The organism is Conyzicola nivalis (assembly GCF_040548875.1).
In the GTDB taxonomy this organism is placed as follows: domain Bacteria; phylum Actinomycetota; class Actinomycetes; order Actinomycetales; family Microbacteriaceae; genus Conyzicola; species Conyzicola nivalis_A.
In genome coordinates, this window is the sequence record NZ_JBEPSJ010000003.1 from 115,191 (window position 1) to 137,438 (window position 22,248).

Here is a 22,248-nt window from a genome sequence, read left to right on the forward strand (position 1 = left end):
CTCAGCCGTCCTCGGCGAGGGCGTCGTTGATCAGGGTGCGCAGGTTGGATGTGCCCTCGATGCCGCCGAGGATGCGGGCGGCGACGCGACCCTCCTTGTCGATGACCAGAGTCGTCGGAACCGCGTTGGGTGCGACCGTGCCCGAGAAGGCGAGCAGCAGGTTGCCATCGTCCGAGTCCATCACCGACGGGTAGGTGATACCGAACTCCTCGGCGAAACTCAGCGACTGCGCTGCCTGGTCGCGCACGTTGACGCCGAGGAAACTCACGCCCTCGCCCGCGAAGGAGGCGTTGAGCTTCTCGAGGTCGGGCGCCTCGACGCGGCACGGCGGGCAGCCCGCGTACCAGAAGTTGAGCACGAGCACCTCGCCGGCATAGTCGTCGGAGCTGACCTCGTCGCCCGAGTCGGTGACGCCGGCGAATGACACCGGCGCCTCACGGTCGGCGGGGGCGATCTCGCTGATCGTGCCCTCGCCCGAGATGTAGTTCTTGGTGGTGCCTGCGGAGTACTGCTCGGCGAGCGGGTCGTTCGTGCACCCGGCCAGGAGGGTCAACGCGGCGACCGCTGCTGCGGCGGAGAGAAAGACGCGCTTCACACTGCTCCAAAATCGACGGATGCTGCGAGCAAGTCTTTCGCAGGATCCTGATAGTTGACCTCGACGAAGCGGTCGCCCTCGCGGCGGAGGGTCGTGATGCTCGAGAGGGTGCAGCGTCGTTTGCGGGGGTCGTGGTAGAGCTTCATGTTCTTCACCGACCGAGCGACCATCACGATCGGCATCTGGTGGCTGACCATCACGACCTCGCCGCCGTCGGCCGCGGCCCACGCGTCGCCGACCGCGGCGAGCATGCGCGCCTCGACGCTCACGAACGGCTCGCCCCAGCTCGGCTTGGTCGGGTTGACCACCCACGGCCAGACCCGCGGGCGCAAGAGCACCCCCGGTCCGAACTCGAACTTCTTGCCCTCGAACTTGTTCCACGGTTCGATGATGCGGTCCTCGGTGACGACGGGCAGGCCGAAGTCGGCCGACCACGGTGCTGCGGACTCCTGCGCGCGCTGCAGCGGGCTGGCGTAGACGGCGGTGATGTCGCGCCCGGCGAGGCTCGCCGCCGCCGAGGCCGCCATCCTGTGGCCGAGTTCGGAGAGGTGGTAGCCCGGGATGCGTCCGTAGAGGATGCCGTCGGGGTTGAACACTTCGCCGTGGCGCACGAGATGGATGAGGTTCGCTGGCATGCGGCAATTCTACGTTCGGTGCCGCTGGGAGTACGGCCCGCGACCATGGGCGAGGACTGTAAACTCGCGGGGTGACTGAACGCACCCTCATCAAAGACCTGGCCGCGGCATCCGACGGCCCCATTTCCGTATCCGGCTGGGTCGAGACGGTGAGGGATCAGAAGAAGGTGCAGTTCGTCGTGCTGCGTGACGAGTCCGGCGCCGTGCAGCTCGTTCATCCCCGCAACTTCAACGAGGACAAGACCCCGGCCGACGACCCGATCGCCGACATCATCTCCGGCCTCGCGCAGGGCACCTTCCTCACCGCGGCCGGCGAGCTCAAGCACGACGAGCGCGTGAAGCTCGGCGGCGTCGAGATCAAGCTGGACGCCCTGGTCATCGCCTCCGAGGCGATCCCCGAGACCCCCATCGCCGAGGACTCCAGCGGCGACAAGCGCATGGACTGGCGCTTCCTCGACCTGCGCGTTCCCAAGAACGCCCTCGTCTTCAAGATCCAGACCACCTTCCTGCACGCGCTGCGCAGCTACTGGGTCGAACGCGACTTCGTCGAGATCCACACCCCCAAGCTCATGGCGTCCGCCTCCGAGTCGAAGGCCGAGCTGTTCGAGGTCGACTACTTCGAGGGCAAGGCGTACCTGTCGCAGAGCCCCCAGTTCTTCAAGCAGATGGCGCAGCCCGCCGGCTTCGGCAAGATCTTCGAGGTCGGCCCGGCCTTCCGCGCCGACCCGTCGTTCACTTCTCGTCACGCCACCGAGTTCACCTCCGTCGACACCGAGGTCAGCTGGATCGACAGCCACGAAGACGTCATGACCCTGCACGAAGAGCTGCTGGTCGCCGGTTTCCAGGCCGTCAAGGACAAGCACGGCGACGAGATCAAGGCCCTGTGGGACGTGGATGTCACGGTGCCGACCACCCCGTTCCCCCGAGTGCCCCTCGCCGAGGCCAAGCGCATCGTCGCCGAGCGCGGCTACGAGGTGCCCCGCGCCGACGACGACATGGACCCGGAGGGCGAGCGCCAGATCGCCGCGTGGGCCAAGGACACCTACGGGCACGAGTTCGTCTTCCTCACCGACTACGCCTCGAGCATCCGGCCGTTCTACCACATGCGTCACGAGGGCGACGAGACGATCACCAAGTCGTACGACCTCATCTTCAACGGCGTCGAGATCTCGACGGGAGCCCAGCGCGAGCACCGCATCGACGTGCTCGTCGAGCAGGCGAAGCAGAAGGGGCTCGACCCCGAGGAGCTCGACTTCTACCTCGACTTCTTCCGCTACGGCGTGCCCCCGCACGGTGGATTCGGCATGGGACTCAGCCGCGTGCTCATGCTGATGCTGCACCTTCCGAACATCCGCGAGGCCACGTACCTCTTCCGCGGCCCCACGCGTCTCACGCCGTAGCCGTCTCTGCCCGATCCGTTAACTTTGATAAGGCAGGATGACCCCTATGTCCAAGAAAATTGACTCAGCACGTAAGGACCTCACCAAGGCCCTGAAGAAGCACGCCGAAGTCGTCGGAGCGACCGCCGTGTCGCTCAAGAAGGCTCAGCGAGCCGCCGCCGAGGTGCACCTCGCCGCCATCGCCTATGTCGCAGCGGTAGAGGCGAAGACCGGGCTGACCAGCCCGTTCGGCGACACCCTGCAGCCCGGGCTCGACACGTCGACGATGGACTCGCTCTCGGCCGAGCGCGACGCACTCGCGACGAAGAAGCCCCGCAAGAAGTAGCCGGCCGGCCCGCCCCGCAGGGGTTGCGCGCCATCCTGGGACGAGCGCTACAGCGCGCGCTGTAGCGCTTGTCCCGAACTGGCGCGCTTGCCCGCGAGCGACGCTCAGTCGGCCGTGAGCACGCTCTCGACCTCGAAGTCGACGTTCGAGCGCGCCGACACCAGCGGCTTGATGACGTGCGTCGCGGCGACGTGGTCGGGGTGCACCTGGTACGCCTCGAGACCCTCGAGCGAGTCGTAGTCGGCGATGAGCACGACGTCCCAGTTGCTGTCGGGGTACGCCGAGTTGGTCCCCACCTCGAGCGACAGGATCTCGGGGATGACCGCCGGCAGCGCGGTGAGTGTGGCCGTGATGGTCGCGGCCTGCTCGGCGCGAGCCGCGGCATCCGTACCGTTCAATTTCCAGCTGACGACGTGACGGATCATGCGGATGCCTCCAGGAGCGCGTTCTTCAGGCGAGTCGGGTCGATGCGCCAGATGTTGTGGACCTTGCCGTTGATGAGCACGACCGGGATCTCCTCGACGTACTTCTCGTAGAGGTCGGGGTGCTCGAGGATCGACAGCTCTTCGATGTGCACGGATGCCTCGGAGCCGAGCTCCGCGACGACGCCGTCGACCACGTCCCGGGCGGTCTCGCACAGGTGGCAGTCGGGTTTGCTGACGAAGGTGAGCTGGATCTCGGGCACCCGCCAAGTCTACTTAACGCAAAAAGCGCCAGTCCGTGTTCGTGATGAACACGAGGACTGACGCTAGTGCGTAAGAAGCTCTACTTCTTGTTGCGACGCTGGTGACGAGTCTTGCGAAGCAGCTTGCGGTGCTTCTTCTTCGCCATACGCTTGCGGCGCTTCTTGATTACTGAACCCATGGGTACCTCACTGGTTACTGAATTAGACCGACCCGGTCCGATTCGGAACCGCGGAAAAATGTACTGCGTAAGTCTAGCGCAAAGCGCTGCGAGCGCTAACCGGTGTGCGAAATGGGCGTCTGGATCAGCGCGACGACCGCGGATTCGGGGATCCGGAACGACCGGCCGAAGCGGATCGCCGGCATCTCGCCCGCGTGGACCATGCGGTACACCGTCATGTTCGAGACACGCATCATGTCGGCCACTTCTGCGACCGTGAGAAAACGCACATCGGAGAGATCCCCTGACATGTCTGTGCCCCTCGCGATTATGGAGCACTCGTTACGGGTGTTACTAGAGTGCTGATTCGCAACACTAGGGGCTGGTGTGACTCGCTGTCTACGGCTTGTGTGCGAACCGTTTGGTGACCGCGTCGGGCAGCGCCCCCGACACCCTCTCCGACGCGCCCTGGAACGCCGTTCTCGCCCGGTGCGAGCGGTCGGCGATGGCGCGTCCGATGGTCGACCCCACGTCGGTCCCGGCCCACGCCGAGAAGACGACGGCGTCTTCGGATGCCTCGGGCACGGTGTCGTACGCGTCCCCGACGAACGGCGCCAGCCACGACTGCAGCTCGTCGAAGGGCGCGAACTCGAGGCTGAAGTACTTCGAACGGCCCTCCTCGCGGGCGCCGACGAAGCCCAGCTCGCGCAGCACTCCCAGATGCTTGGTCGCGGTGGGGGTCGTGACGCCGATCTGCTCGGCGAGCTCGGCCGCGGAGATCTCGCCGGTTCCTCCCCTGCCGAGCAGCGCGTGCAGGATGTCCCGTCGGGTGGAGTCGGCGATTGCGTCGAAGGTGTCGGCCATTGGGAAAGGCTAGCGGGGCCGGGCGGGTAGTACCATGACAACCTGTTCCGTCAAGAGCGTTTCGACCCCGGTACCGAGAAGAGGTAGTCATGCGCACGAAGCCCGTGCAGCACGGCTCTACCCTCGGCAGGATCCGCGACTACTTCGAGCACTTCGCCGCGGCGACTCCGGCGCGGTTCGCCATCCTCATCTTCGCGGCCCTCGTGCTCGTCTTCACCCTGCTGTTCTCCCTTCCCATCTCGACCACCTCGGGAAAGGTACCCCCGTTCGTCGACGCTCTATTCACCGCGGTGTCGGTCATCTGCGTCACGGGACTCTCGACAGTCGACATGGCGTCGTACTGGTCGCCGTTCGGCCACGTCGTGATCCTCGTCGGCGTGCAGATCGGTGGAATCGGCGTTCTGACCCTCGCCTCGATCCTCGGGCTCGTGATCTCGCGCAAGCTCGGCCTCCGCCAACGGCTCCTCGCGGCGGGAGACAGCAACCCGCTGCGCATGCACAAAGGCTCGATCGCCGAGGGCCAGGCGGTGCGGCTGGGCGAGGTCGGGTCGCTGCTCGTCACCGTGGCCCTGAGCGTGCTCGTGATCGAATTCGCGATCGCCGCGCTGCTCTTCCCCCGACTCCTGATCTCCGGGATCCCTCCGCTCGAGGCGGCCTGGGAGGCGTTCTACTACTCGGCCATGGCCTTCACCAACACCGGCTTCCAGCCCACGAGCAACGGCCTCGTGCCCTTCGCCACGGACTACTGGTTTCTCAGCGTCCTGATGCTCGGCGTGTTCCTCGGCGCAGTCGGCTTCCCCGTGATCTACGTGCTGATGCGCAACATCCGGCGCCCCAAGAAGTGGTCTCTGCACGTCAAGCTCACCCTGACGACGACCATCCTGCTCTTCATCCTCGGTGGGCTGGCCTTCTTCGTGCTCGAACTCGGCAACACCAAGACCTTCGCGAGCATGGATTTCGGGCAGCAGGTCTTCCAGCCCTTCTTCCTCTCGATGATGACGCGTTCCGGCGGGTTCAACACGATCGACATCGCCGAGCTGAACGGCTCGAGCCTGCTCGTGGCCGACATGCTGATGTTCATCGGCGGCGGATCCGCGTCGACCGCCGGCGGCATCAAGGTGACGACCCTGGCGATCCTGTTCCTCGCCGCGTTCGCCGAGGCACGCGGCCGGGAGGGGATGGAGGCGTTCGACCGCCGCATCCCGGGCGACGTCCTCCGACTCGGCGTGAGTGTCGTGCTCTGGGGCGCCACGACCGTGGCGACGTCATCCATTCTTCTCCTGCAGATCTCAGGCGCCTCGCTCGACTTCGTGCTGTTCGAGGTCATCTCGGCCTTCGCGACGTCGGGGCTCAGTACCGGGCTCACCGCGTCGGTGTCGGATGCGGGGGTTTACGTGCTCGCCGCGACCATGTTCCTCGGTCGAGTGGGTACGGTGACTCTGGCGGCCGCACTCGCCGCCAGCACGAGCCGCCAATTGTTCAAACGTGCTGAAGAGAGGCCCATCGTTGGTTGACAGGATTGCGCACAACGCGCCCGTGCTCGTGATCGGCCTCGGCCGCTTCGGGGCTGCGACGGCCGGCCAGCTCGACAGGCTCGACCGCGAGGTTCTCGCCGTCGACGCCGACGAGGGACTCGTGCAGAAATGGTCGGAGCGCGTCACCCACGCTGTCCAGGCGGATGCGCGCAGCATCGATGCCCTCCGCCAGATCGGCGCGCAGGAATTCTCCATCGCGGTCGTCGCCGTCGGCTCGTCGATCGAGGCGAGCGTGCTCATCACCGCGAACCTGGTCGACCTCAAGATCCCGCAGATCTGGGCGAAGGCGATCAGCCAGTCGCACGGCAAGATCCTCTCGCGCATCGGCGCGAACCACGTCATCTACCCCGAGGCGGAGGCCGGCGAACGCGTCGCCCACCTCGTCTCCGGGCGCATGATCGACTTCATCGAGTTCGACGACGACTTCGCGCTCGTCAAGATGTACCCGCCCAAGCCGATCCGTGGCATTCCGCTGTCTGAATCGCAGGTGCGCCGCAAATTCGGCATCACGGTGGTCGGCGTGAAGGCGCCGGGCAAGGACTTCACCTACGCGACCCCCGAGACCGTGATCTCCAACCACGACCTCATCATCGTGAGCGGAAATTCGGCCGATATCGAACGGTTCGCGAGCATCTCGAGCTGACGTTTACACTCGCTTAGTGGTAACTGTCATCATCCCCTGGCGCCCGCAGCCCTCGCGGCTCGCAGCGTTCGAAGCGACGTCTGAGTGGTACCGGGCGAATCTGCCCGGAGCCGAGATCCGCACGGTCGACTCGGGCGACGTGCCGTTCAACCTGGCGCGCTGCCGCAACGTGGGCATGGACGCCGTCGCCGATCCGGACGAGGTCGTCATCATCGGCGACGCGGACACTATCCCGAGCATCGCGCCGCTGCTCGAGGCCGTCTCGGCCGCTCGCGACTCGGGGCTAGTGCACCTGCCGTACACGCGCTACCAGTGGCTCGGAGCGGTCGGCACCGCGGCCTTCTTCGACGGGGCGCCACTCGAATCCGTCGAGGCGACTCTCGTCGTCGGCGCCTGCTCGGGCGTCTACGTGACCACGCCGCGCACGTGGGCCTCGCACGGCGGCCAGGACGAGCGGTTCCGCGGCTGGGGCTTCGAGGACTCCGCGTGGTTCGCAGCGCACACCACGCTGCTCGGCTCGCAGCCGCAGCGGCACGACGGCAACGTCTACGCCCTGCACCACGAGACGCAGCTGCGCGAGGGCGAGCAGTACGACGCCAACGCCGCGCTGCGCGAGCGCTACCGTGAGGCCGAGCCGTCGGCCGACGCCATGCGCGCGCTCGTCTTCGGGGCGTAGCGGGGCGTTTTCGCGCGTTACGCGGCTACTCCACCGGCTGGCGCAGGATCGTGCGCAGCCGCGCCGGCTCGACCCTGCGCGCGTCGCTGAGGTAGATCTCATGGTGCTTGCCGCGCATGGCGAGCCCCGCGCCGGGGATGAACTCGTAGTGCAGGCGCTCGAGGATCTCCGCCTCGTCGTCGTACGAGCCGATGTGCAGGGTCTGCACGCAGCGTCCCTCGGTCAGGGTCTCGAGGCGAACGCGGTCGAGGCTCGCCGGCGCGCCGCCCGCGGCAACGGCGGCTCGTGCGGCGTCGAACATCTCCTCGGTGATCCACTCGGGCACCATCATCATCAGCGTCCAGTCCCAGCGGGACTTGTCGCGCGCCGCCGTGAAAGCCTCCATGTCGGCCGACCACCACTGGCCTTCGAGCGGCATGACCACGTAGTCGCGGCCGAGCTGTTGTCTGCTCGCGAACTTCAACTTGTAGGCCATGGGGTACATGACCTCGAGCGCGTCGGCGAACTGCGACGAGCTGTTCGGATCGCCGTGCCCGTCGAGCATGAGGTACTGCGTCGGCGGCACATCCACTATCCGGAACTCGTTGTGCTTCGCCCGGTAGGCGTCCAGCGTCTTCTTGAAGTCGGTCTTCGTCGGTTCCACGTCGCTCCTCCATGGCGTCGGCAGCAACGGCACGCGCTCAATCTAGGGCCTCCGCGGATCGCGGGGCAACGCGGGCTGGCGCCGGGGGCGCGCGCGGCGGCTCCGGCTCGACGAGGCGCTTCAGGCTTCGCGACGGGGTTCCGGCGGGGCCGTTTTCGCTCACGGCGAGGTTGCGGCTCGATGAGCCCGCCGCGGCAGGCTCATTCGTCAGGAAGCGGCTCGCGAGCGTTTGCGACCCGCCTGCCAGCCCGCCTACGCCAGCGCCGCGTGCGCGCGCTCGCGCCCCGGCGTGGTGCGCAGAGACTCGCCGAGCGCCGTCAGCCGGGGCTCCCGCAGCGCGAGCACCCGCTCGAGCGCGGCCCGAAGCTCGTCGACCGTCGCCGTGTTCGGTGCGAGCGACTCGCCGAAGCCCTCGCGCTCGATGGCGGCGGCTCCCGCGAACTGGTCGGTCGAGAACGGCAGCACGAGCAACGGCAGCCCGTAGGTCATCGACTCGGTGACGCTGTTGTTGCCGCCGTGGTTCACGGCCGCCGCGGCGTGCGCGAGCAGCGTCACCTGCGGCAGGAACTCGCGAACGAGCCAGTCGGCGGGCAGGTCGCCGAGTTCGGCCCGGTCGGCGGATCCGATCGCGACGGCCACGCGGATGCGCAGCGACGCCAGCGCCGCCAACACCCTCGCGAGGACATCCCCTCGCACCGACAGAAAACTGCCGAAGCTCACGTAGACGAACGGTTCTTCGCTCGACGCGATCCAGGCATCCACCTCGTCGTCCGCCGCCTCGGAGCGCACGGCCGATCCGATGAACTCGTGTGCGGGCAGCAGAGCCGTGCGCGCCGGTTCGTGCAGTTCGCGCGGGTAGTTGAACAGCAGCAGCTCGCCGTGCTCCGCGAACGCGTTCTCGCTGCGCAGATGCGAGGCGTCGAGACCGTCGAGGGCGGCGTTCCACTCGGCGGTGAACGACGCGCTCACGTCGTCGCAGAGGGCGCGCAGGGCTGCGAGCGAGGCGGCATCCGGCTCGAACGCCCGCGGCCAGGAAGGCGGATAGCCGTAGACCTCGTCGCCGACGGGAAGGGCCGAGGGATGCCCGAGCACGACGTCGGCGTACGGGGTGCCGTGGGCGAGGAGCGCGAGCCGCGCGCTGAAGGCCAGGTGGTCGACGATCACGCGGTCGGGCTTCACCTCGTCGACGACGCGCTGCACGGCGCGGGCGGTGTCGACCGGGTCCCAGAGCAGGTCGTTCTTGCGCGCGGACGCCTGGAAGGCGAGTGTCTCGACCATGCCGAGCCGGGTGGCGGCGAAGAACCCGCGCAGCGCGTCGTCTTCGCCCTTGGGCTGGTCCTCGGCCTTGATGATGCCCGGATTCGAGCCGCGACCCAGCTGCAGGTGCACCCGTTCGAAGCCGAATGAGTCGACGATCGACGCGGTGGCGCTGCCCGTGGCGACCACGACGCGCTCCCCCGCGGCCTGCCAGGCGGTGCCGAGCGTCGCGAGCGGAAGCAGGTGGGAGGCGTAGTCCGGGCTGATGATGAGCAGCGTCACCGGATGACCGCGCTGCCCGCGTGCGCGTCGTACACGGTGTCGCTCACGCCGGAGTAGACGACCGCGAGGGCGCGGGCCATGGCCTGAATGGTGAAGTTCTGCACCACGGTGTCGCGTGAGCGGTGCGGCCGCGCGTCGGTCGTCGCCGTCTGGGCGGCCTCGAGCGCCACGGTGTCGAGCGCGTCGCTCATCGATGCGGCGAGCAGGGCGGCGTCGGACGTGCGGGTGAGGAACCCGGTGACGCCCTCTTCGACGTATGTCGCCGGGCCTCCGCCCGCGGGGGCGACCACGAGCAGGCCCGCGGCCATCGCCTCGAGGATCGCGATGCCGAACTCCTCTTTCAGGCTGCCGCAGACGTAGACGCCGCCGGGGGCCGCGAGACCGGGAACCCCGAAGCGTGCCGCGGCCACCCAGCGTGCCACGGTGTCGTTGGGGCGGTGCCCAGCGAGCAGGAGACCGGATGCCACGGCCTCGTGTCTCGGGATCGTGCGGTCGATGCGGTCGAGCTGTTCGAGCTCGTCGGCCGACGGGTTCTCGAGGTCGCCGCCGACCAGCAGCAGGTTGGCGCGCTCGCGCAGCGGTCCGTTGGCCCAGGCGGAGGCGACGGTGGCCATGCCCTTGATGCGGTGGAAGCGGCCGACGGAGATCAGCAGCGGCAGCCCGCGGCGTTCCTCCGGGAGGCCGTCGAGCAGCGTGCGCAGGCTCTCGAGCGTCGGCGTGGCCGGCGCGCCCGTGGCGTGGTCGGCGGCCTCCCCGACGGCGCGGTCGACGACCTCGAGGTCGATCCCCTCCGGCACGATCGAGTGACGCTCGGGGTGCGCCGTGATGTCGATGCCGACGAGCTCGCGCATGTCGGTCTCGAGATTGGGCCGCGGGAAGAGCACGGTGTGCGCGGCGTCGGCGGCGAGGCGCTGCACGAGCCGGGCGCGGAACCAGAAGTGCTCCCGCTCGTCGACCTCTCCGAAGTTGGCGCGGGTCAGGTCGCCCGACTGGTCGAGCGTGCGGATCACGGCGTGCGGGTCGGGCGCGACGGTGAACACGACGGGGATGCCGAGGTCGCGGGCGACGTTGGCGGCGGCGAGGCTGCCGACGTCGGCCATGCGCAGGTGCAGCACGTCGACGGTGCCCACGGCGCGCAGCACCCGTCGGATGCCCCGTTCCGCGGCGACCCGCAGCTGCCATGCGTCCGACGATGCGACGGGCTCGCTCAGCAGGGGAACGGACGCGTAGGCGTGCCCGCGCACGGTGGACGCGACGCCGGACAGGCTGTCGAGCGCCTCCGTGGCGCTTCCGCGGGAGAGCGTGACGACCCGCTGCACGGCCGCAGACTCCGCAGGCACGCCGGTCGCGGCGGCCAGGGCGTCGCCGAGACGGACGAGCAGGGTGGCGATGCCTCCGTTGTCTCCGCTGCCCGCCCGGGTGAGCTGCGGGTCGATGTCGGCGTGCAGGAAGAGCTGGGCGACGGTGAGCCCGTTCTGCCACGGGGCACGCACGGCCGGACTGGACGTGAGGTCGACGAGTGCGAGGCGGGCGGCGTCGGCGACGAAGCCGTCGCCCGCGGCGAGTCGTGTGACCAGCTCGACGCTGCGCGAGTCCCCGGCCCGGTCGCCGAGGCCGGCGACCGCGGCGACCCGCACGGAGACCGGCTCGCTCTCGGTTGCGGCGACGCGGAGGAGCGCTGCAGTGGCGATCTGGCCGCGAGCGACTCCTAGGGTCTCGACGAGCCGGGTGCGCGGTCTCGGGTCGCGCACGCCGAGCAGCGCGCTCTCGAGCCCGACGGTCACCTGGTCGGGTGCGGAGGATGCCCACTGCTGCAGGGTGCGCTGGGCGAGCATTCCGCTGAAGCCGCCGTCGACGACGAGGCCGATCAGCCGGGCGATGGTGTCGTATCGGGGAAGCCGGGCCGAGAACGCCCAGGCGGCGTGCTCGCGCAGATAGCCGCGCTCGCTCGAGAGGAGTCCTGACAGCACGTCGTCGGCCTCGTCGTCGAACACCTGGGCGAGCGCGTGGATGGAAGCGATGGCGGTGAGCTGGTCGTCGCCGTCGACGGTCGACGCGAGAACGCGCACCGTGCGGGCGCCTCCGTTGCGGCTCGCCACGAACGCCAGTTCGTCGGCAACCCGCATCGCATCGACGATGTGCGTCGTCTGGCGAAGCTCGTCTAGAGAGGTCTGAATTCCCACTGTGGCACTTCCGTTCCGATTGACCCTGATCATTATCAACGGCGACGCTGAACGCATGGTGCCCCGTCACGAAACCACTAGCCCATTGCCAACGGGAGCGGTTGCCGCTAGGCGCTACGACCCGGCATCGGAATCATCATCGGTCTCCGTCCCTCCGGAGTTCGGAGCCGATGGGCCGGGCGGATTGGTATCGCCGCGAGACGCTGCTCAGGGCGATCCCGCCGTCGCGTCGGCCCTGACAGCGGCACGCGTCCTCTGGGAGATCAGCAGCCGCTGGCGAGCTCTTCGGCCCGCGCGAGTGCGGCCGCTGTCGCGCGGTCGAACACCGCGGTGAGATCGGCGGCCTCGAGCTCTGTGATCGCCCGCTCGGTCGTGCCCTTGGGGCTCGTCACCTTGGCGCGCAGCTCAGCAGGTGTGGAATCGGATGCGGCCAGCAGCTGCGTCGCCCCGATGAACGTGCCGTCGACCATGGTCGACGCCTGCTCCGCCGTGAACCCGAGGCCGATGGCGGTGCGCGTGAGCTGCTCGATGAGGAAGTACACGTACGCCGGGCCGGAGCCCGAGATGGTGCTGAGCGCGTCGATCTTCGACTCCGGGATCACGAGCACGTCGCCCACGGTCTCGAAGAGCTGCCGCACGATCGCGAGGTCGTCGTCGCTCGACCGGGTTCCCGCCGCGAGTCCCGTGACTCCGAGCCCGACGACCGATGGCGTGTTCGGCATCGAACGCAGCACGGCGCCGGGAACCAGCGCCTCCATCGTCTCGATCGTGACGCCGGCCGCGACGCTCACAACGATGGCGTCGGGCTCGAGGCTGTCGGCGATCTCGCGCAACAGGTCGGGAACCATGCCCGGCTTGACGCCGATGAGCACGATGCGTGCGCCGGCGACGGCGATGCGGTTGGCGTCCGGGTCGACGGATGTCGCGAGCGAGGTGACCCCGTCGGCGGCGAGCCGCTCGGCCTTCTCCGCCGAGCGGTTGGTGACACGGATGCCGCCGGTGACCCCGACGCCGGGGTTGAGCAGGCCGCTGAGGATGGCTCCTCCCATCGAACCCGTTCCGAGAATGGCGATGCTGGGGAGAGTGACGGTCATAGGAGCATTCTAGGATTGCCCCATGAGCGCATCCGGTGGGAACAAGGCAATCGTCGCGGCACTCCTCGCAAACCTGGGAATCGCGGTCACGAAGTTCATCGCCTTCGCCTTCTCCGGGTCGAGCTCCATGCTCGCCGAGGGCGTGCACTCCCTCGCCGACACCGGCAACCAGGGTCTGCTGCTGCTCGGCGGACGCAAGGCGAAGAAGAAAGCCAACGCGGAGCATCCGTTCGGCTTCGGGCGTGAACGCTACGTCTACGCCTTCGTCGTCTCCATCATCCTGTTCTCCATCGGCGGCGTCTTCTCGATCTACGAGGGCATCGAGAAGATCCAGCACCCGCACGAACTCGAGAACGCGTGGCTGCCGATCGTCGTGCTGATCGTCGCGATCGGGCTCGAGAGCTTCTCGTTCCGTACCGCGATCCGCGAGTCGAACCACGTTCGCGGCAAGCAGGGCTGGGTGCAGTTCATCCGTCGCTCGAAGTCGCCGGAGCTGCCTGTCGTCCTGCTCGAGGACTTCGCCGCGCTGATCGGACTGCTGCTCGCCCTGTTCGGCGTCGGCCTCACCATCCTCACGGGCAACTCGCTCTTCGACGCCCTGGGCACCCTCGCGATCGGCATCCTGCTGGTGCTCGTCGCTATCGTGCTCGGCATCGAGACCAAGAGCCTTCTGGTGGGCGAGGGTGCCAGCGTCGCCGACACCGACGCGATCCGCAACGCGATCAACGCCCAGCCGCAGGTCGAGGCGCTCATCCACATGAAGACGCTGTACCTGGGCCCGGAGGAGCTGCTCGTCGGCGCGAAGGTCGCCTTCGCCCGGTCGCGCAAGCTCGCCGACGTGGCGAACGACATCAACGAGCTCGAGGTCAGCATCCGTGCCGCCGTCCCGGTCGCCCGCATCATCTACATCGAGCCCGACGTGTACATGCCGCCGAACGAGGCCAACCCGGCCACCGACTCGTTCGTGATCAAGGCCGCCGACTAGCCCCATACCGCTCCCCGAGCCTGTCGGTCCCGGAGCCTGTCGGTCCCGGAGCCTGTCGGAGGGCCGCTGTTCCACCGAAGTGCACTTATCGCCCGTTTTCACGCGGCGATTGGGGGCGCAACTGCACTCTCGCGCGCCGGTCGCGCGCCGGTCGCGGCGCTGTGATGCGCCGGTTCGCTGGGTGGCCAGTTGTGGCTCCACATACCGCGAGAAACCGTGCACAAATGGCCACCCAGCGCCGCTTCGACGGGCTCAGCGGCCGCCCGCGGCTAGGGCGCCCAGTGGCGCGGCGGGACGGGCGGGGGCGGCGAGCGGCACCGGCGGGCGGGGCGCCGGTCAGCGACGCGAGTCGGCGGGGCGGCTCTAGCGGCGCTGCGTGAAGAAGTCGAGCAGCAGGTCGGCGCAGGCCTCGGCCTCGACGCCCGCGACGACCTCCACACGGTGGTTGAGCCGACGGTCGCGCAGCAGGTCGTAGACGCTGCCCACGGCGCCGGCCTTCTCGTCCCAGGCGCCGAAGACGACGCGCGGGATCCGCGAGTTGAGGATCGCGCCCGCGCACATGATGCACGGCTCGAGGGTGACGACCAGAGTCGTGTCGAGCAGGTGCCAGTCGCTCAGCGCGGCCGCCGCCTCCCGGATCGCGAGCACCTCGGCGTGGGCGGTCGGGTCCTTGTGCAGTTCGCGCTCGTTGCGGCCCGAGCCGATGCGCTTTCCGTCGCCGTCGAGGATGAACGCCGCGACAGGAACGTCGCCCGTGTCGAACGCGAGGCGCGCATCCGCGATCGCCTCGTGCATCCACTCTTCGTACTGGCCCATGCAGCGAGCCTAGGCGCTGGGCTGAAGTAGATTGGGCACATGCGAGTTCACGTTGCCGACCATCCGCTCATCACGCACAAGCTCACCGTGCTGCGCGACAAGACGACCCCGTCGCCGACGTTCCGTGCTCTCGCCGAAGAGCTCATGACGCTGCTCGCCTACGAGGCAACCCGCAACGTGCGCACCGAGGTCGTCACCGTGCAGACCCCCGTGGCCGAGACGCAGGGGCTCGCGATCAGCACGCCCCGCCCGCTCGTCGTCCCGATCCTCCGCGCCGGGCTCGGAATGCTCGAAGGCATGGTCAAGCTGGTGCCCACCGCCGAGGTCGGATTCCTCGGCATGGTGCGCGACGAGGAGACCCTCCAGCCCACCACCTACGCCGAGCGTCTGCCCGACGACCTGTCGGGCCGCCAGTGCTTCGTGCTCGACCCGATGCTCGCCACCGGCGGCTCCCTCATCGCCGCGATCGACTTCCTCTTCGCGCGCGGCGCAGAAGACGTGACCGCCGTGTGCCTCATCGCCGCCCCCGAGGGCCTCGCCGCCGTCGAGACGGCCATGGCCGGCCGAGGCGACGTGACCATCGTGCTCGGCGCCGTCGACGAGAAGCTCAACGAGCAGGGTTTCATCGTCCCCGGCCTCGGCGACGCCGGAGACCGCCTCTACGGGCTCGTGTAAACCCCCAGCGCACATTGAGCAATCGGGCGTACCGTCGCATTTGACGTGTTCGAAAGGTCGCCCGCCGTGAACAGAAACTCCAAGCGCTGGATCCCAGCCGCAGTAGTCCCCGTGGTCATCGTCACCGCCGCAATCGCCGTGCCCGCCGCCGCGAACGCCGACCCGACGCTGCCCGAGAAGAGCCCGCAACAGCTGCTCGAGCTGGTCGCCGACAGCGCGGGCACCGCGTACTCGGGCACCGTCGAGCAGTCGTCCGACATGGGACTCCCGGATGTCTCGGCCCTCGGCCAGACGCCGGGGGGCGACTCCGCGGCATCCGCCCTCGAACTGATCACCGGTTCGCACACGGCCAACGTCTTCGTCGGCGGACCCACCACCCAGCGGGTGCAGGTGCTCGACCGGTTCGCCGAGCGCGACGCGATCCGCAACGGCGACAGCGTCTGGCTCTACGACTCGAAGAAGAAGGAAGCCGTGCACCTCACGGCTCCGGCCGACGCCGCCGCCGCGAAGACCACCACGGTGACACCCGCCGAGGCGGCCCAGAGGCTCCTCGCCGCGATCGAGCCCTCCACCGAGATCGAGGTCGTCGACACCGCGCGCGTCGCGGGCCGCGCGGCGTACGAGCTGAGGCTCACCCCCGGCGACGCCGACACCCTGGTCGACTCCGTGGTGCTGAGCGTCGACGCCGAGACCGGCCTGCCGCTCGGCGCGAGCGTCACCGCGAAGGGCCAGTCCGAACCGGCCTTCGACGTGCGCTTCAGCAAGATCAGCTTCGACGCCCCCGACGCTTCCCTGTTCGAGTTCGCGCCGCCCAGCGACGTCACCGTCACCGAGAAGACCGTGACCGGCGACGTGCCGGACGCCGCGCCGGCGGCCCATCCCGAGCCGACCGTCGTCGGCGACGGCTGGGACGCTGTCGTCGTGATCCCCGCCGGAGAGGTGCCCGTCGGAGCCCGCGCCCCGATGCTCGACCGGTTGACCACGAAGGTCGACGGCGGACGGGTGCTCAGCACCAGCCTCGTCTCCGTGATGCTCGCCGACGACGGACGCGTGCTCGTCGGCGCCGTCGGCACCGAGACGCTCCAGGCCGCCGCCGCGCAGTGAGCCCCGCCGACCTCGCGATCGAGACCCACGCGCTCAGCAAGACGTTCGGGCGGCAGACCGCGGTCGACGAGCTCGCGCTGGCGGTGCCCCGCGGATCCGTGTTCGGCTTCCTCGGCCCGAACGGGTCGGGCAAGACCACGACGATCCGTATGCTGCTCGGGCTGGCCTCGGCGACGGAGGGCGAGATCCGGGTGCTGGGCAGGGAGATTCCGGATGCCGCGGCCGAGGTTCTCCCCCGGGTGGGCGCCCTCGTCGAGGGACCGGCGTTCTACCCCTTCCTCTCCGGCCGCGAGAACCTGCGGCGCTTCGATACGGCCAATCGGCACGCGCCATCCGCCACCCGCTCCGCCCGTGTCGACGCCGCTCTCGACCGCGTCGGGCTCGGGCACGCGGCACGCAAGGCCGCCCACGCCTACTCGCTCGGCATGAAGCAGCGTCTCGGTCTGGCCAACGCGCTGCTGACGCCGCGCGACCTGCTGACCCTCGACGAGCCCACCAACGGCCTCGACCCGCAGGGCACCCGCGAGGTGCGGTCGCTCATCCGCTCGCTCGCCGACGAGGGCACCACGGTGTTCCTGTCCAGCCACCTGCTCGCCGAGGTGGAGCAGGTATGCACCCACGTCGCGGTGATGAGCACCGGCCGCCTCGTCGCCCAGGGCTCGCTCGACGAGCTGCGCGCCGAGGGCACCGTGCGCATCACGGTGCGCACGCCGGATCCCGCCGAGGCACGCCGGGTGCTGGCGACGCTGGGGCTCGCACCCGACGGCGACGGCGACGAGATCACCGCCGAGCTGCCCGCGGGTATCCAGCCCGAGGTCGTCACCGAGGCGCTCGTGCGCGCCGGCGTGCGGGTGCGCGGCATCGCGGCTGCCGGCGCCTCGCTCGAGGACCGCTTCGTCGCGCTCACCGGGGAGGGATTCGATGTCGCCGAGTGAGCTCCGCGCCGCCGAGGGCCGCTCGACCGGGCTCGCCCTGCTCGGGTCGGAGCTCGGCGTGCTCTTCCGCCGTCGGCGCACATGGGCCATGCTCGCCGCCCTCGCCGCGGTGCCGGTGCTGATCGCGGTGGCTGTGCGGCTCTCCGACTCCGACGGCCGGGGTGGCGGCCCGCCGTTTCTCTCGAGCATCACCCAGAACGGCCTGTTCGTCGCGTTGACCGCGCTCGTGGTGTCTGTGCCGCTGTTCCTGCCGCTCACCGTCGGAGTGGTCGCCGGCGACACGATCGCGGGCGAGGCGAGTCTCGGCACGCTGCGCTACCTGCTCGCCGCCCCCGCCGGCCGGGTGCGCCTGCTGCTGGTGAAGTACGCCGGAGCCGCGGCCTTCTGCCTCGTCGCCACCCTCCTGATCGTGATCACCGGAGTGCTGATCGGCGCCGCGCTCTTCCCCGTCGGACCGGTGACCTTGCTCTCCGGCGACACCATCGGAGTCGACGGGTTCGCGCTGAGGGCCGCGCTGTTCGCCGGCTACGTGACCGTCTCGCTGCTCGGCCTCAGCGCGATCGGGCTCTTCATCTCCACACTGACGACCGTGCCGGTGGGGGCGATGGCCGCCACGATCGTGCTCTCGGCGGTGAGCCAGATCCTCGACGCGCTGCCCCAGCTCGAGGTCATCCATCCCTGGCTGTTCACCCACCACTGGCTCGGATTCGCCGACCTGCTGCGCACACCCGTCGACCTCACCGTGTTCGGCGAGAACGCGCTGCTGCAGCTCGGCTACATCGCCGTGTTCGGCGCCTTGGCCTACGGACGGTTCGCCACCAAGGACGTGTTGAGCTGAGACCGAGCTTGACACGCGGCGTAACTATGCAAGATAGTTGCCTCTATGACTTTCCACGCGCTCTCCCTGTCTGGCCTTGCGGCTCGCGGGACCGCCGGCATGATGCCGGCCAGCGCGATGTGTTGTCGAATGTGCGCCTAACGGCCAACCCCTCGCCGAGTGAGATTTTCATCCTTGAGATCTGACTCCCGGTTGTCTCCTTTCATTACGGAGCCATCCTGCACCGCACGACCCAGATATACCCAGAAGGAATCACACCCTCATCATTAGAGGCCCTTCACCCCTTTCAAGGATTCTTCCGACTCATGTCACTCGCAACTCTCGACCGTCCGACCACCTCTTTCTCCGCCCCGAGCGCTCGTAGCCTCGTCGCAGCCGAGCAGCAGTTCGCGCCGGCACCGATCGAATCGACGGATGCGGCCCAGCCTCGATTGCGCGCCGTTCCCGCCGGAACCGAGGCCCGCGGCTTCGTTCTCTACGTGGGTGTCGACGAGCTGAAGGCCGAGCTGGCCGGCACCGACCTCGGCCAGATCGTCGAACAGCTCAAGAACCTCGTCGCCGGCCTGGTGCCCAACGCCGAGACCTACGCCGCAGTCGCCCTCGCACCGCAGGGTGCCGGCGGCCGTGACGTCGACGTCGTGCGTCTCGCCCTGCAGGACCCCGCCGCCCTCGCCCGCCAGCGCCAGACTCCCGCGGTCGAGGCGAAGCCGCGCGGCGGAGTCGTCATCGACATCTCGCGCAAGCGCCTGCTGCTCGACGGCGAGACCGCTCCCCTCACCTACAAGGAGTTCGAGCTGCTGCAGTACCTGGTGCTGCGCGAGGGCCGCACGATCGACCGTGCCGAGCTCATCAGCTCGCTCTGGGCCGCCGGCGACGACGAGATCCCCAACGAGCGCACCATCGACGTTCACGTGCGCCGTCTGCGCTCCAAGCTCGGCGCCTACGAGGACATCGTGCGCACCGTGCGCGGCGTCGGCTACCGCTTCGACCGTCACGCCGACGTCTCGATCCGCCAGGCGACCACGCCCAGCCCCGACTTCATCTGACGCGGTCGCCGGCCCTCGGCGTCAGTTCTGCGGGAACCCCAGGTTGATCCCGCCGTGGCTCGGGTCGAGCCAGCGGGCGGTGATCGCCTTCTCGCGCGTGAAGAAGTGGAAGCCCTGCAGGCCGTACGCCTTCGAGTCGCCGAAGATCGAGTCTTTGAATCCACCGAAGGAGTAGTAGGCGACGGGCACGGGGATCGGCACGTTGATGCCGATCATCCCCACCTCGATCTCGTTCTGGAACCGTCGGGCAGCACCGCCGTCGTTGGTGAAGATAGCGGTGCCGTTGCCGAACGCGCCGTCGTTGATGAGCGCCACCCCGTCTTCATACGACGCGACCCGCACAACCGACAGCACCGGCCCGAAGATCTCCTCGGTGTAGACACGTGACGTGAGCGGCACCTTGTCGATGAGCGTCGGTCCGAGCCAGAAACCGTCGGATGCCCCGTCGACCTCTATTCCGCGGCCGTCGACCACGACATCCGCTCCGTCGGCGATCGCGACGTCGATGTAGCTCGCCACCTTGTCGCGGTGCACCTCGGTGATCAGGGGCCCCATGTCGCAGGAGCGGCGTCCGTCGCCTACCGTCAGCGACGACATCCGCTGTTTGATCTTCTCGATCAGCTCGTCGGCGACGGGCTCCACCGCGACGACGACCGAGATGGCCATGCAGCGCTCTCCCGCGGAGCCGAATCCGGCGTTGATCGCCGAGTCGGCCACGAGGTCGAGATCGGCGTCGGGCAGTACGAGCATGTGGTTCTTCGCGCCGCCGAGCGCCTGCACACGCTTGCCGTTCTTCGATGCCGTCTCGTAGATGTACCGGGCGATCGGGGTCGATCCGACGAACGAGATCGACTTCACGTCGGGGTGCGTCAGCAGTCCGTCGACCGCTTCCTTGTCGCCGTGCAGCACGTTGAGCACGCCGTCGGGCAGTCCGGCCTCGCTGAAGAGCGCGGCCAGCCAGTTCGCCGCCGACGGGTCCTTCTCACTCGGCTTGAGCACCACCGTGTTGCCCACGGCTATCGCGATCGGGAAGAACCACATCGGCACCATCGCCGGGAAGTTGAACGGGCTGATGATGCCGACGACGCCGAGCGGCTGCTTGGTGGAGTACACGTCGACGCCGGTCGACACCTGCTCGGAGTACTCGCCCTTGATCAGGTGCGGAAAACCGGTGGCCAGCTCGACGACCTCGAGGCCGCGGGTGATCTCGCCGAGCGCGTCGGACAGCACCTTGCCGTGCTCGGAGGTGAGGATCGCCGCGAGCTCGCCCTTGCGCTCATTGAGCAGCTCACGGAAACGGAACAGCACCTGCTGGCGCTTTGTGATCGACGTGTCGCGCCAGGCCGGGAAGGCGGCCTTGGCCGCGGCGACCGCCGAGTCGATCTCGGCGGCGTCGGCCAGCGCGACGGTCTTGGTCTGCTCGCCCAGGGCCGGATCGAACACGGGGGCCGTGCGGCCGCTCGCACTCTCGACGGTCGCGCCGTCGATGTAGTGCTGGACGATGGGGAGAGCGGACGTGTCGGTCATGGTGTTCCTCGCTCGGAGAGTGGACGCAATGAGTACACCCTACGAGTCGGCACCCGCTGGGTTCTAGCGCCTCTCGACGACCTCGAGGTAGTGCGGATTCTGCATGATGCCGAGGATGTTGCCGAACGGGTCGACGACGGCAGCGCCCACGAAGTTCTCGCCGAAGTTTCGTGGGGGCTGGTGTGGGGTCGCGCCGAGTTCTATCAGGCGGTCGTAGGCCGCCTGGGCGTCGTCGACGTGCCAGTAGACGATGGCACCCCCGGGAGTGCCCGACTGCTGTTCGCCGCCCAGGTCGGGGAGGTACTTGCTGTCGAGGATGCCGAGCTCGTGCTCGTAGTCGCCGACGCGGAATTCTACGTACTCGGTGCGGGTGTAGTACGGCTCGATGCCGAGCACGCCCGAGTACCAGCGCTTCGCTGCGTCGAGGTCGGCGGACTGATAGGCGACGGTGGTGAGTCCTCTTAACATCGGTGTTTCCCTTCGTTGTCGTGTATGCCTCCCACCAACAACGTAGACCCGGCAGCCGACACCGGGCGGGCGCTTCTCGACCGTCGAGCGTGGACGGTGGCCGTCGCTCAGGCGTAGGTGCCGACGAGGATCCACTGCGATCTGGCCGGGTCGAAGCGCACGTCGAACACGCGGCTGCGACCCGAGTCGTCGGTGCCCTGGAACCGCCAACCCACGGGCGGCACGACGGGCAGGTGCGTGATGCGCTCGTCGAGGAAGTCGGCGAGAGCGGTCGGCTCGTCGGAGACCCGATACCGCTGCCCCTCCCAGACCAGCCGTGACGGCTTGCCGTCGTCGTCGATCCAGACGGCCACCGGGCCTCGTACCAATGTCATGATTCTCCCAACACTCGAACGTGTGTTCGAATGTCACTAGTGTAGATTCGTCGCGCGCGACACGCCAAGAGGGAATCTCGGGCAGAGAATCATCCGTGCTCGAAGGCGCCCGCTCAGCTCCGAGACTTTGGCCTCGACCGTTTGCGCACGACGCCTACCGCTAGTGCGACCGTGAGCGCCGACCCGGCGAAGAAGGCGCCGCCGCCCAGGGCGAAGCCGACCCACGTGTTGCCGCCGTCGGTCAGGTACGCCACGGACGGGTCGGCCGGGTCGTAGACGATGTCGGCGTGGTGACCGATGTCGACCTCGTCGGGATCGGAGGCGCATCCGGAACTGACCTCGAGGAAGTGAACGTCGCCTTCAGTGGTCTCGAACCGGTACTCGGGGCAGTAGCGGTGGCCCCTGGGCTGCCCGATCGGAGCGCGAGTGCTGCCCGGCTGCTGGATCGCCTCGGGGAATATTCATCAGTTCTGTGAGTGTAGCTCGGCTCCGACGAGTCGCCCGC

Annotated in this window: 27 protein-coding genes; 11 read left to right on the forward strand and 16 right to left on the reverse strand. The window is 68.6% G+C overall.

The annotated features are described in order from the left end of the window. Position 1: 1 nt before the first annotated feature. Positions 2–595, reverse strand: coding sequence for a TlpA family protein disulfide reductase (locus ABIE21_RS13040; protein WP_354025262.1), 594 nt, complete (start codon positions 593–595; stop codon positions 2–4). After that, positions 592–1,230 carry a histidine phosphatase family protein gene (locus ABIE21_RS13045; RefSeq protein WP_354025263.1) on the reverse strand — a complete coding sequence of 213 codons (639 nt, stop codon included), beginning with the start codon at positions 1,228–1,230 and terminating at the stop codon, positions 592–594. The genes ABIE21_RS13040 and ABIE21_RS13045 overlap by 4 nt, the downstream gene beginning before the upstream one ends. 71 nt (positions 1,231–1,301) lie before the next feature. On the opposite strand from ABIE21_RS13045, the gene aspS reads away from it, so the two are divergent. After that, positions 1,302–2,630 carry an aspartate--tRNA(Asn) ligase gene (gene aspS, locus ABIE21_RS13050; RefSeq protein ID WP_354025264.1) on the forward strand — a complete coding sequence of 443 codons (1,329 nt, stop codon included), beginning with the start codon at positions 1,302–1,304 and terminating at the stop codon, positions 2,628–2,630. A 46-nt stretch (positions 2,631–2,676) separates the two neighbouring features. Then, on the forward strand, positions 2,677–2,955 hold the full coding sequence (locus ABIE21_RS13055; protein WP_354025265.1) for a hypothetical protein: 279 nt from the start codon (positions 2,677–2,679) through the stop codon (positions 2,953–2,955). A gap of 104 nt (positions 2,956–3,059) precedes the next feature. Here ABIE21_RS13055 and ABIE21_RS13060 read toward each other — a convergent pair whose 3' ends face one another. The 5 genes from ABIE21_RS13060 to ABIE21_RS13080 all read right to left on the reverse strand — a co-directional run bounded on the left by ABIE21_RS13060 (position 3,060) and on the right by ABIE21_RS13080 (position 4,662). Continuing rightward, a complete protein-coding gene (locus ABIE21_RS13060) occupies positions 3,060–3,380 on the reverse strand; it encodes a Dabb family protein (RefSeq protein ID WP_354025266.1) in 321 nt (106 codons plus the stop codon). After that, positions 3,377–3,640: a glutaredoxin family protein gene (locus tag ABIE21_RS13065; protein WP_354025267.1), complete on the reverse strand. Its 264-nt coding sequence runs from the start codon at positions 3,638–3,640 to the stop codon at positions 3,377–3,379. Before ABIE21_RS13065 ends, ABIE21_RS13060 begins: the two co-directional genes overlap by 4 nt. Positions 3,641–3,720: 80 nt before the next feature. Further along, positions 3,721–3,819 (reverse strand): 30S ribosomal protein bS22, encoded by a 99-nt coding sequence (locus ABIE21_RS13070; RefSeq protein ID WP_003792170.1) that lies wholly within the window; start codon positions 3,817–3,819, stop codon positions 3,721–3,723. Positions 3,820–3,914: 95 nt separating this feature from the next. Further along, the gene (locus tag ABIE21_RS13075; RefSeq protein WP_354025268.1) at positions 3,915–4,109 is read right to left on the reverse strand and encodes a helix-turn-helix domain-containing protein; all 195 of its coding nucleotides are present in this window, start codon (positions 4,107–4,109) and stop codon (positions 3,915–3,917) included. A gap of 88 nt (positions 4,110–4,197) precedes the next feature. Then, positions 4,198–4,662: an ArsR/SmtB family transcription factor gene (locus ABIE21_RS13080; protein ID WP_354025269.1), complete on the reverse strand. Its 465-nt coding sequence runs from the start codon at positions 4,660–4,662 to the stop codon at positions 4,198–4,200. A gap of 89 nt (positions 4,663–4,751) precedes the next feature. On the opposite strand from ABIE21_RS13080, the gene ABIE21_RS13085 reads away from it, so the two are divergent. Genes ABIE21_RS13085 through ABIE21_RS13095 form a run of 3 tightly spaced genes read left to right on the forward strand, consistent with a single transcriptional unit; the run spans position 4,752 to position 7,516 of the window. Beyond that, positions 4,752–6,176: a TrkH family potassium uptake protein gene (locus ABIE21_RS13085; protein ID WP_354025270.1), complete on the forward strand. Its 1,425-nt coding sequence runs from the start codon at positions 4,752–4,754 to the stop codon at positions 6,174–6,176. Further along, positions 6,169–6,840 (forward strand): potassium channel family protein, encoded by a 672-nt coding sequence (locus tag ABIE21_RS13090; protein WP_354025271.1) that lies wholly within the window; start codon positions 6,169–6,171, stop codon positions 6,838–6,840. Before ABIE21_RS13085 ends, ABIE21_RS13090 begins: the two co-directional genes overlap by 8 nt. A gap of 16 nt (positions 6,841–6,856) precedes the next feature. Further along, positions 6,857–7,516: a hypothetical protein gene (locus ABIE21_RS13095; protein ID WP_354025272.1), complete on the forward strand. Its 660-nt coding sequence runs from the start codon at positions 6,857–6,859 to the stop codon at positions 7,514–7,516. Between the two features lie 25 nt (positions 7,517–7,541). On the opposite strand, the gene ABIE21_RS13100 is transcribed toward ABIE21_RS13095, so the two are convergent. The 4 genes from ABIE21_RS13100 to proC all read right to left on the reverse strand — a co-directional run bounded on the left by ABIE21_RS13100 (position 7,542) and on the right by proC (position 12,975). Continuing rightward, on the reverse strand, positions 7,542–8,159 hold the full coding sequence (locus tag ABIE21_RS13100) for a GyrI-like domain-containing protein (RefSeq protein ID WP_354025273.1): 618 nt from the start codon (positions 8,157–8,159) through the stop codon (positions 7,542–7,544). A gap of 252 nt (positions 8,160–8,411) precedes the next feature. Beyond that, positions 8,412–9,698, reverse strand: a complete 1,287-nt coding sequence (locus ABIE21_RS13105; protein WP_354025274.1) for a glycosyltransferase — start codon at positions 9,696–9,698, stop codon at positions 8,412–8,414. Further along, on the reverse strand, positions 9,695–11,881 hold the full coding sequence (locus tag ABIE21_RS13110) for a glycosyltransferase (RefSeq protein ID WP_354025275.1): 2,187 nt from the start codon (positions 11,879–11,881) through the stop codon (positions 9,695–9,697). Before ABIE21_RS13110 ends, ABIE21_RS13105 begins: the two co-directional genes overlap by 4 nt. A gap of 263 nt (positions 11,882–12,144) precedes the next feature. Next, a complete protein-coding gene (gene proC, locus ABIE21_RS13115; protein ID WP_354025276.1) occupies positions 12,145–12,975 on the reverse strand; it encodes a pyrroline-5-carboxylate reductase in 831 nt (276 codons plus the stop codon). Positions 12,976–12,997: 22 nt separating this feature from the next. Between proC and ABIE21_RS13120 the strand changes: the two genes are divergently transcribed. Beyond that, positions 12,998–13,960: a cation diffusion facilitator family transporter gene (locus tag ABIE21_RS13120; protein WP_354025277.1), complete on the forward strand. Its 963-nt coding sequence runs from the start codon at positions 12,998–13,000 to the stop codon at positions 13,958–13,960. 363 nt (positions 13,961–14,323) lie between these two features. On the opposite strand, the gene tadA is transcribed toward ABIE21_RS13120, so the two are convergent. Next, positions 14,324–14,776: a tRNA adenosine(34) deaminase TadA gene (gene tadA / locus ABIE21_RS13125; protein WP_354025278.1), complete on the reverse strand. Its 453-nt coding sequence runs from the start codon at positions 14,774–14,776 to the stop codon at positions 14,324–14,326. Positions 14,777–14,815: 39 nt separating this feature from the next. Here tadA and upp point away from each other — a divergent pair, with 39 nt between their 5' ends. The 5 genes from upp (at position 14,816) to ABIE21_RS13150 (ending at position 19,374) form a co-directional block, all read left to right on the forward strand. Next, on the forward strand, positions 14,816–15,451 hold the full coding sequence (gene upp, locus ABIE21_RS13130) for a uracil phosphoribosyltransferase (RefSeq protein ID WP_354025279.1): 636 nt from the start codon (positions 14,816–14,818) through the stop codon (positions 15,449–15,451). Positions 15,452–15,517: 66 nt separating this feature from the next. After that, the gene (locus ABIE21_RS13135) at positions 15,518–16,555 is read left to right on the forward strand and encodes a LolA family protein (RefSeq protein WP_354025280.1); all 1,038 of its coding nucleotides are present in this window, start codon (positions 15,518–15,520) and stop codon (positions 16,553–16,555) included. Continuing rightward, complete coding sequence (locus tag ABIE21_RS13140; protein ID WP_354025281.1) at positions 16,552–17,490, forward strand: ABC transporter ATP-binding protein; 939 nt, start codon at positions 16,552–16,554, stop codon at positions 17,488–17,490. The genes ABIE21_RS13135 and ABIE21_RS13140 overlap by 4 nt, the downstream gene beginning before the upstream one ends. Then, a complete protein-coding gene (locus tag ABIE21_RS13145; RefSeq protein ID WP_354025282.1) occupies positions 17,477–18,328 on the forward strand; it encodes an ABC transporter permease in 852 nt (283 codons plus the stop codon). Before ABIE21_RS13140 ends, ABIE21_RS13145 begins: the two co-directional genes overlap by 14 nt. 305 nt (positions 18,329–18,633) lie before the next feature. After that, a complete protein-coding gene (locus ABIE21_RS13150; RefSeq protein ID WP_354025283.1) occupies positions 18,634–19,374 on the forward strand; it encodes a winged helix-turn-helix domain-containing protein in 741 nt (246 codons plus the stop codon). Positions 19,375–19,395: 21 nt separating this feature from the next. Here ABIE21_RS13150 and ABIE21_RS13155 read toward each other — a convergent pair whose 3' ends face one another. From ABIE21_RS13155 to ABIE21_RS13170, 4 genes are all read right to left on the reverse strand, one after another. Then, positions 19,396–20,901: a CoA-acylating methylmalonate-semialdehyde dehydrogenase gene (locus ABIE21_RS13155; protein ID WP_354025284.1), complete on the reverse strand. Its 1,506-nt coding sequence runs from the start codon at positions 20,899–20,901 to the stop codon at positions 19,396–19,398. Between the two features lie 63 nt (positions 20,902–20,964). Further along, positions 20,965–21,369, reverse strand: coding sequence for a VOC family protein (locus ABIE21_RS13160; protein ID WP_354025285.1), 405 nt, complete (start codon positions 21,367–21,369; stop codon positions 20,965–20,967). A gap of 107 nt (positions 21,370–21,476) precedes the next feature. Continuing rightward, entirely contained in the window at positions 21,477–21,743 is a 267-nt protein-coding gene (locus tag ABIE21_RS13165; protein ID WP_354025286.1) for a hypothetical protein, read from the reverse strand. Positions 21,744–21,856: 113 nt separating this feature from the next. Beyond that, positions 21,857–22,204, reverse strand: a complete 348-nt coding sequence (locus ABIE21_RS13170; protein ID WP_354025542.1) for a DUF3592 domain-containing protein — start codon at positions 22,202–22,204, stop codon at positions 21,857–21,859. Between the last annotated feature and the right edge of the window lie 44 nt (positions 22,205–22,248).

Excerpts from the sequence above, each read along its gene's own strand:
- ABIE21_RS13045 (WP_354025263.1), bottom strand. The coding sequence starts at position 1,230 with ATGCCAGCGAACCTCATCCATCTCGTGCGCCACGGCGAAGTGTTCAAC.
- ABIE21_RS13055 (WP_354025265.1), top strand. The coding sequence starts at position 2,677 with ATGTCCAAGAAAATTGACTCAGCACGTAAGGACCTCACCAAGGCCCTG.
- ABIE21_RS13060 (WP_354025266.1), bottom strand. The coding sequence starts at position 3,380 with ATGATCCGTCACGTCGTCAGCTGGAAATTGAACGGTACGGATGCCGCG.
- ABIE21_RS13070 (WP_003792170.1), bottom strand. The coding sequence starts at position 3,819 with ATGGGTTCAGTAATCAAGAAGCGCCGCAAGCGTATGGCGAAGAAGAAG.
- ABIE21_RS13075 (WP_354025268.1), bottom strand. The coding sequence starts at position 4,109 with ATGTCAGGGGATCTCTCCGATGTGCGTTTTCTCACGGTCGCAGAAGTG.
- ABIE21_RS13080 (WP_354025269.1), bottom strand. The coding sequence starts at position 4,662 with ATGGCCGACACCTTCGACGCAATCGCCGACTCCACCCGACGGGACATC.
- ABIE21_RS13085 (WP_354025270.1), top strand. The coding sequence starts at position 4,752 with ATGCGCACGAAGCCCGTGCAGCACGGCTCTACCCTCGGCAGGATCCGC.
- proC (WP_354025276.1), bottom strand. The coding sequence starts at position 12,975 with ATGACCGTCACTCTCCCCAGCATCGCCATTCTCGGAACGGGTTCGATG.
- ABIE21_RS13120 (WP_354025277.1), top strand. The coding sequence starts at position 12,998 with ATGAGCGCATCCGGTGGGAACAAGGCAATCGTCGCGGCACTCCTCGCA.
- tadA (WP_354025278.1), bottom strand. The coding sequence starts at position 14,776 with ATGGGCCAGTACGAAGAGTGGATGCACGAGGCGATCGCGGATGCGCGC.
- upp (WP_354025279.1), top strand. The coding sequence starts at position 14,816 with ATGCGAGTTCACGTTGCCGACCATCCGCTCATCACGCACAAGCTCACC.
- ABIE21_RS13145 (WP_354025282.1), top strand. The coding sequence starts at position 17,477 with ATGTCGCCGAGTGAGCTCCGCGCCGCCGAGGGCCGCTCGACCGGGCTC.
- ABIE21_RS13150 (WP_354025283.1), top strand. The coding sequence starts at position 18,634 with ATGTCACTCGCAACTCTCGACCGTCCGACCACCTCTTTCTCCGCCCCG.
- ABIE21_RS13155 (WP_354025284.1), bottom strand. The coding sequence starts at position 20,901 with ATGACCGACACGTCCGCTCTCCCCATCGTCCAGCACTACATCGACGGC.
- ABIE21_RS13160 (WP_354025285.1), bottom strand. The coding sequence starts at position 21,369 with ATGTTAAGAGGACTCACCACCGTCGCCTATCAGTCCGCCGACCTCGAC.
- ABIE21_RS13165 (WP_354025286.1), bottom strand. The coding sequence starts at position 21,743 with ATGACATTGGTACGAGGCCCGGTGGCCGTCTGGATCGACGACGACGGC.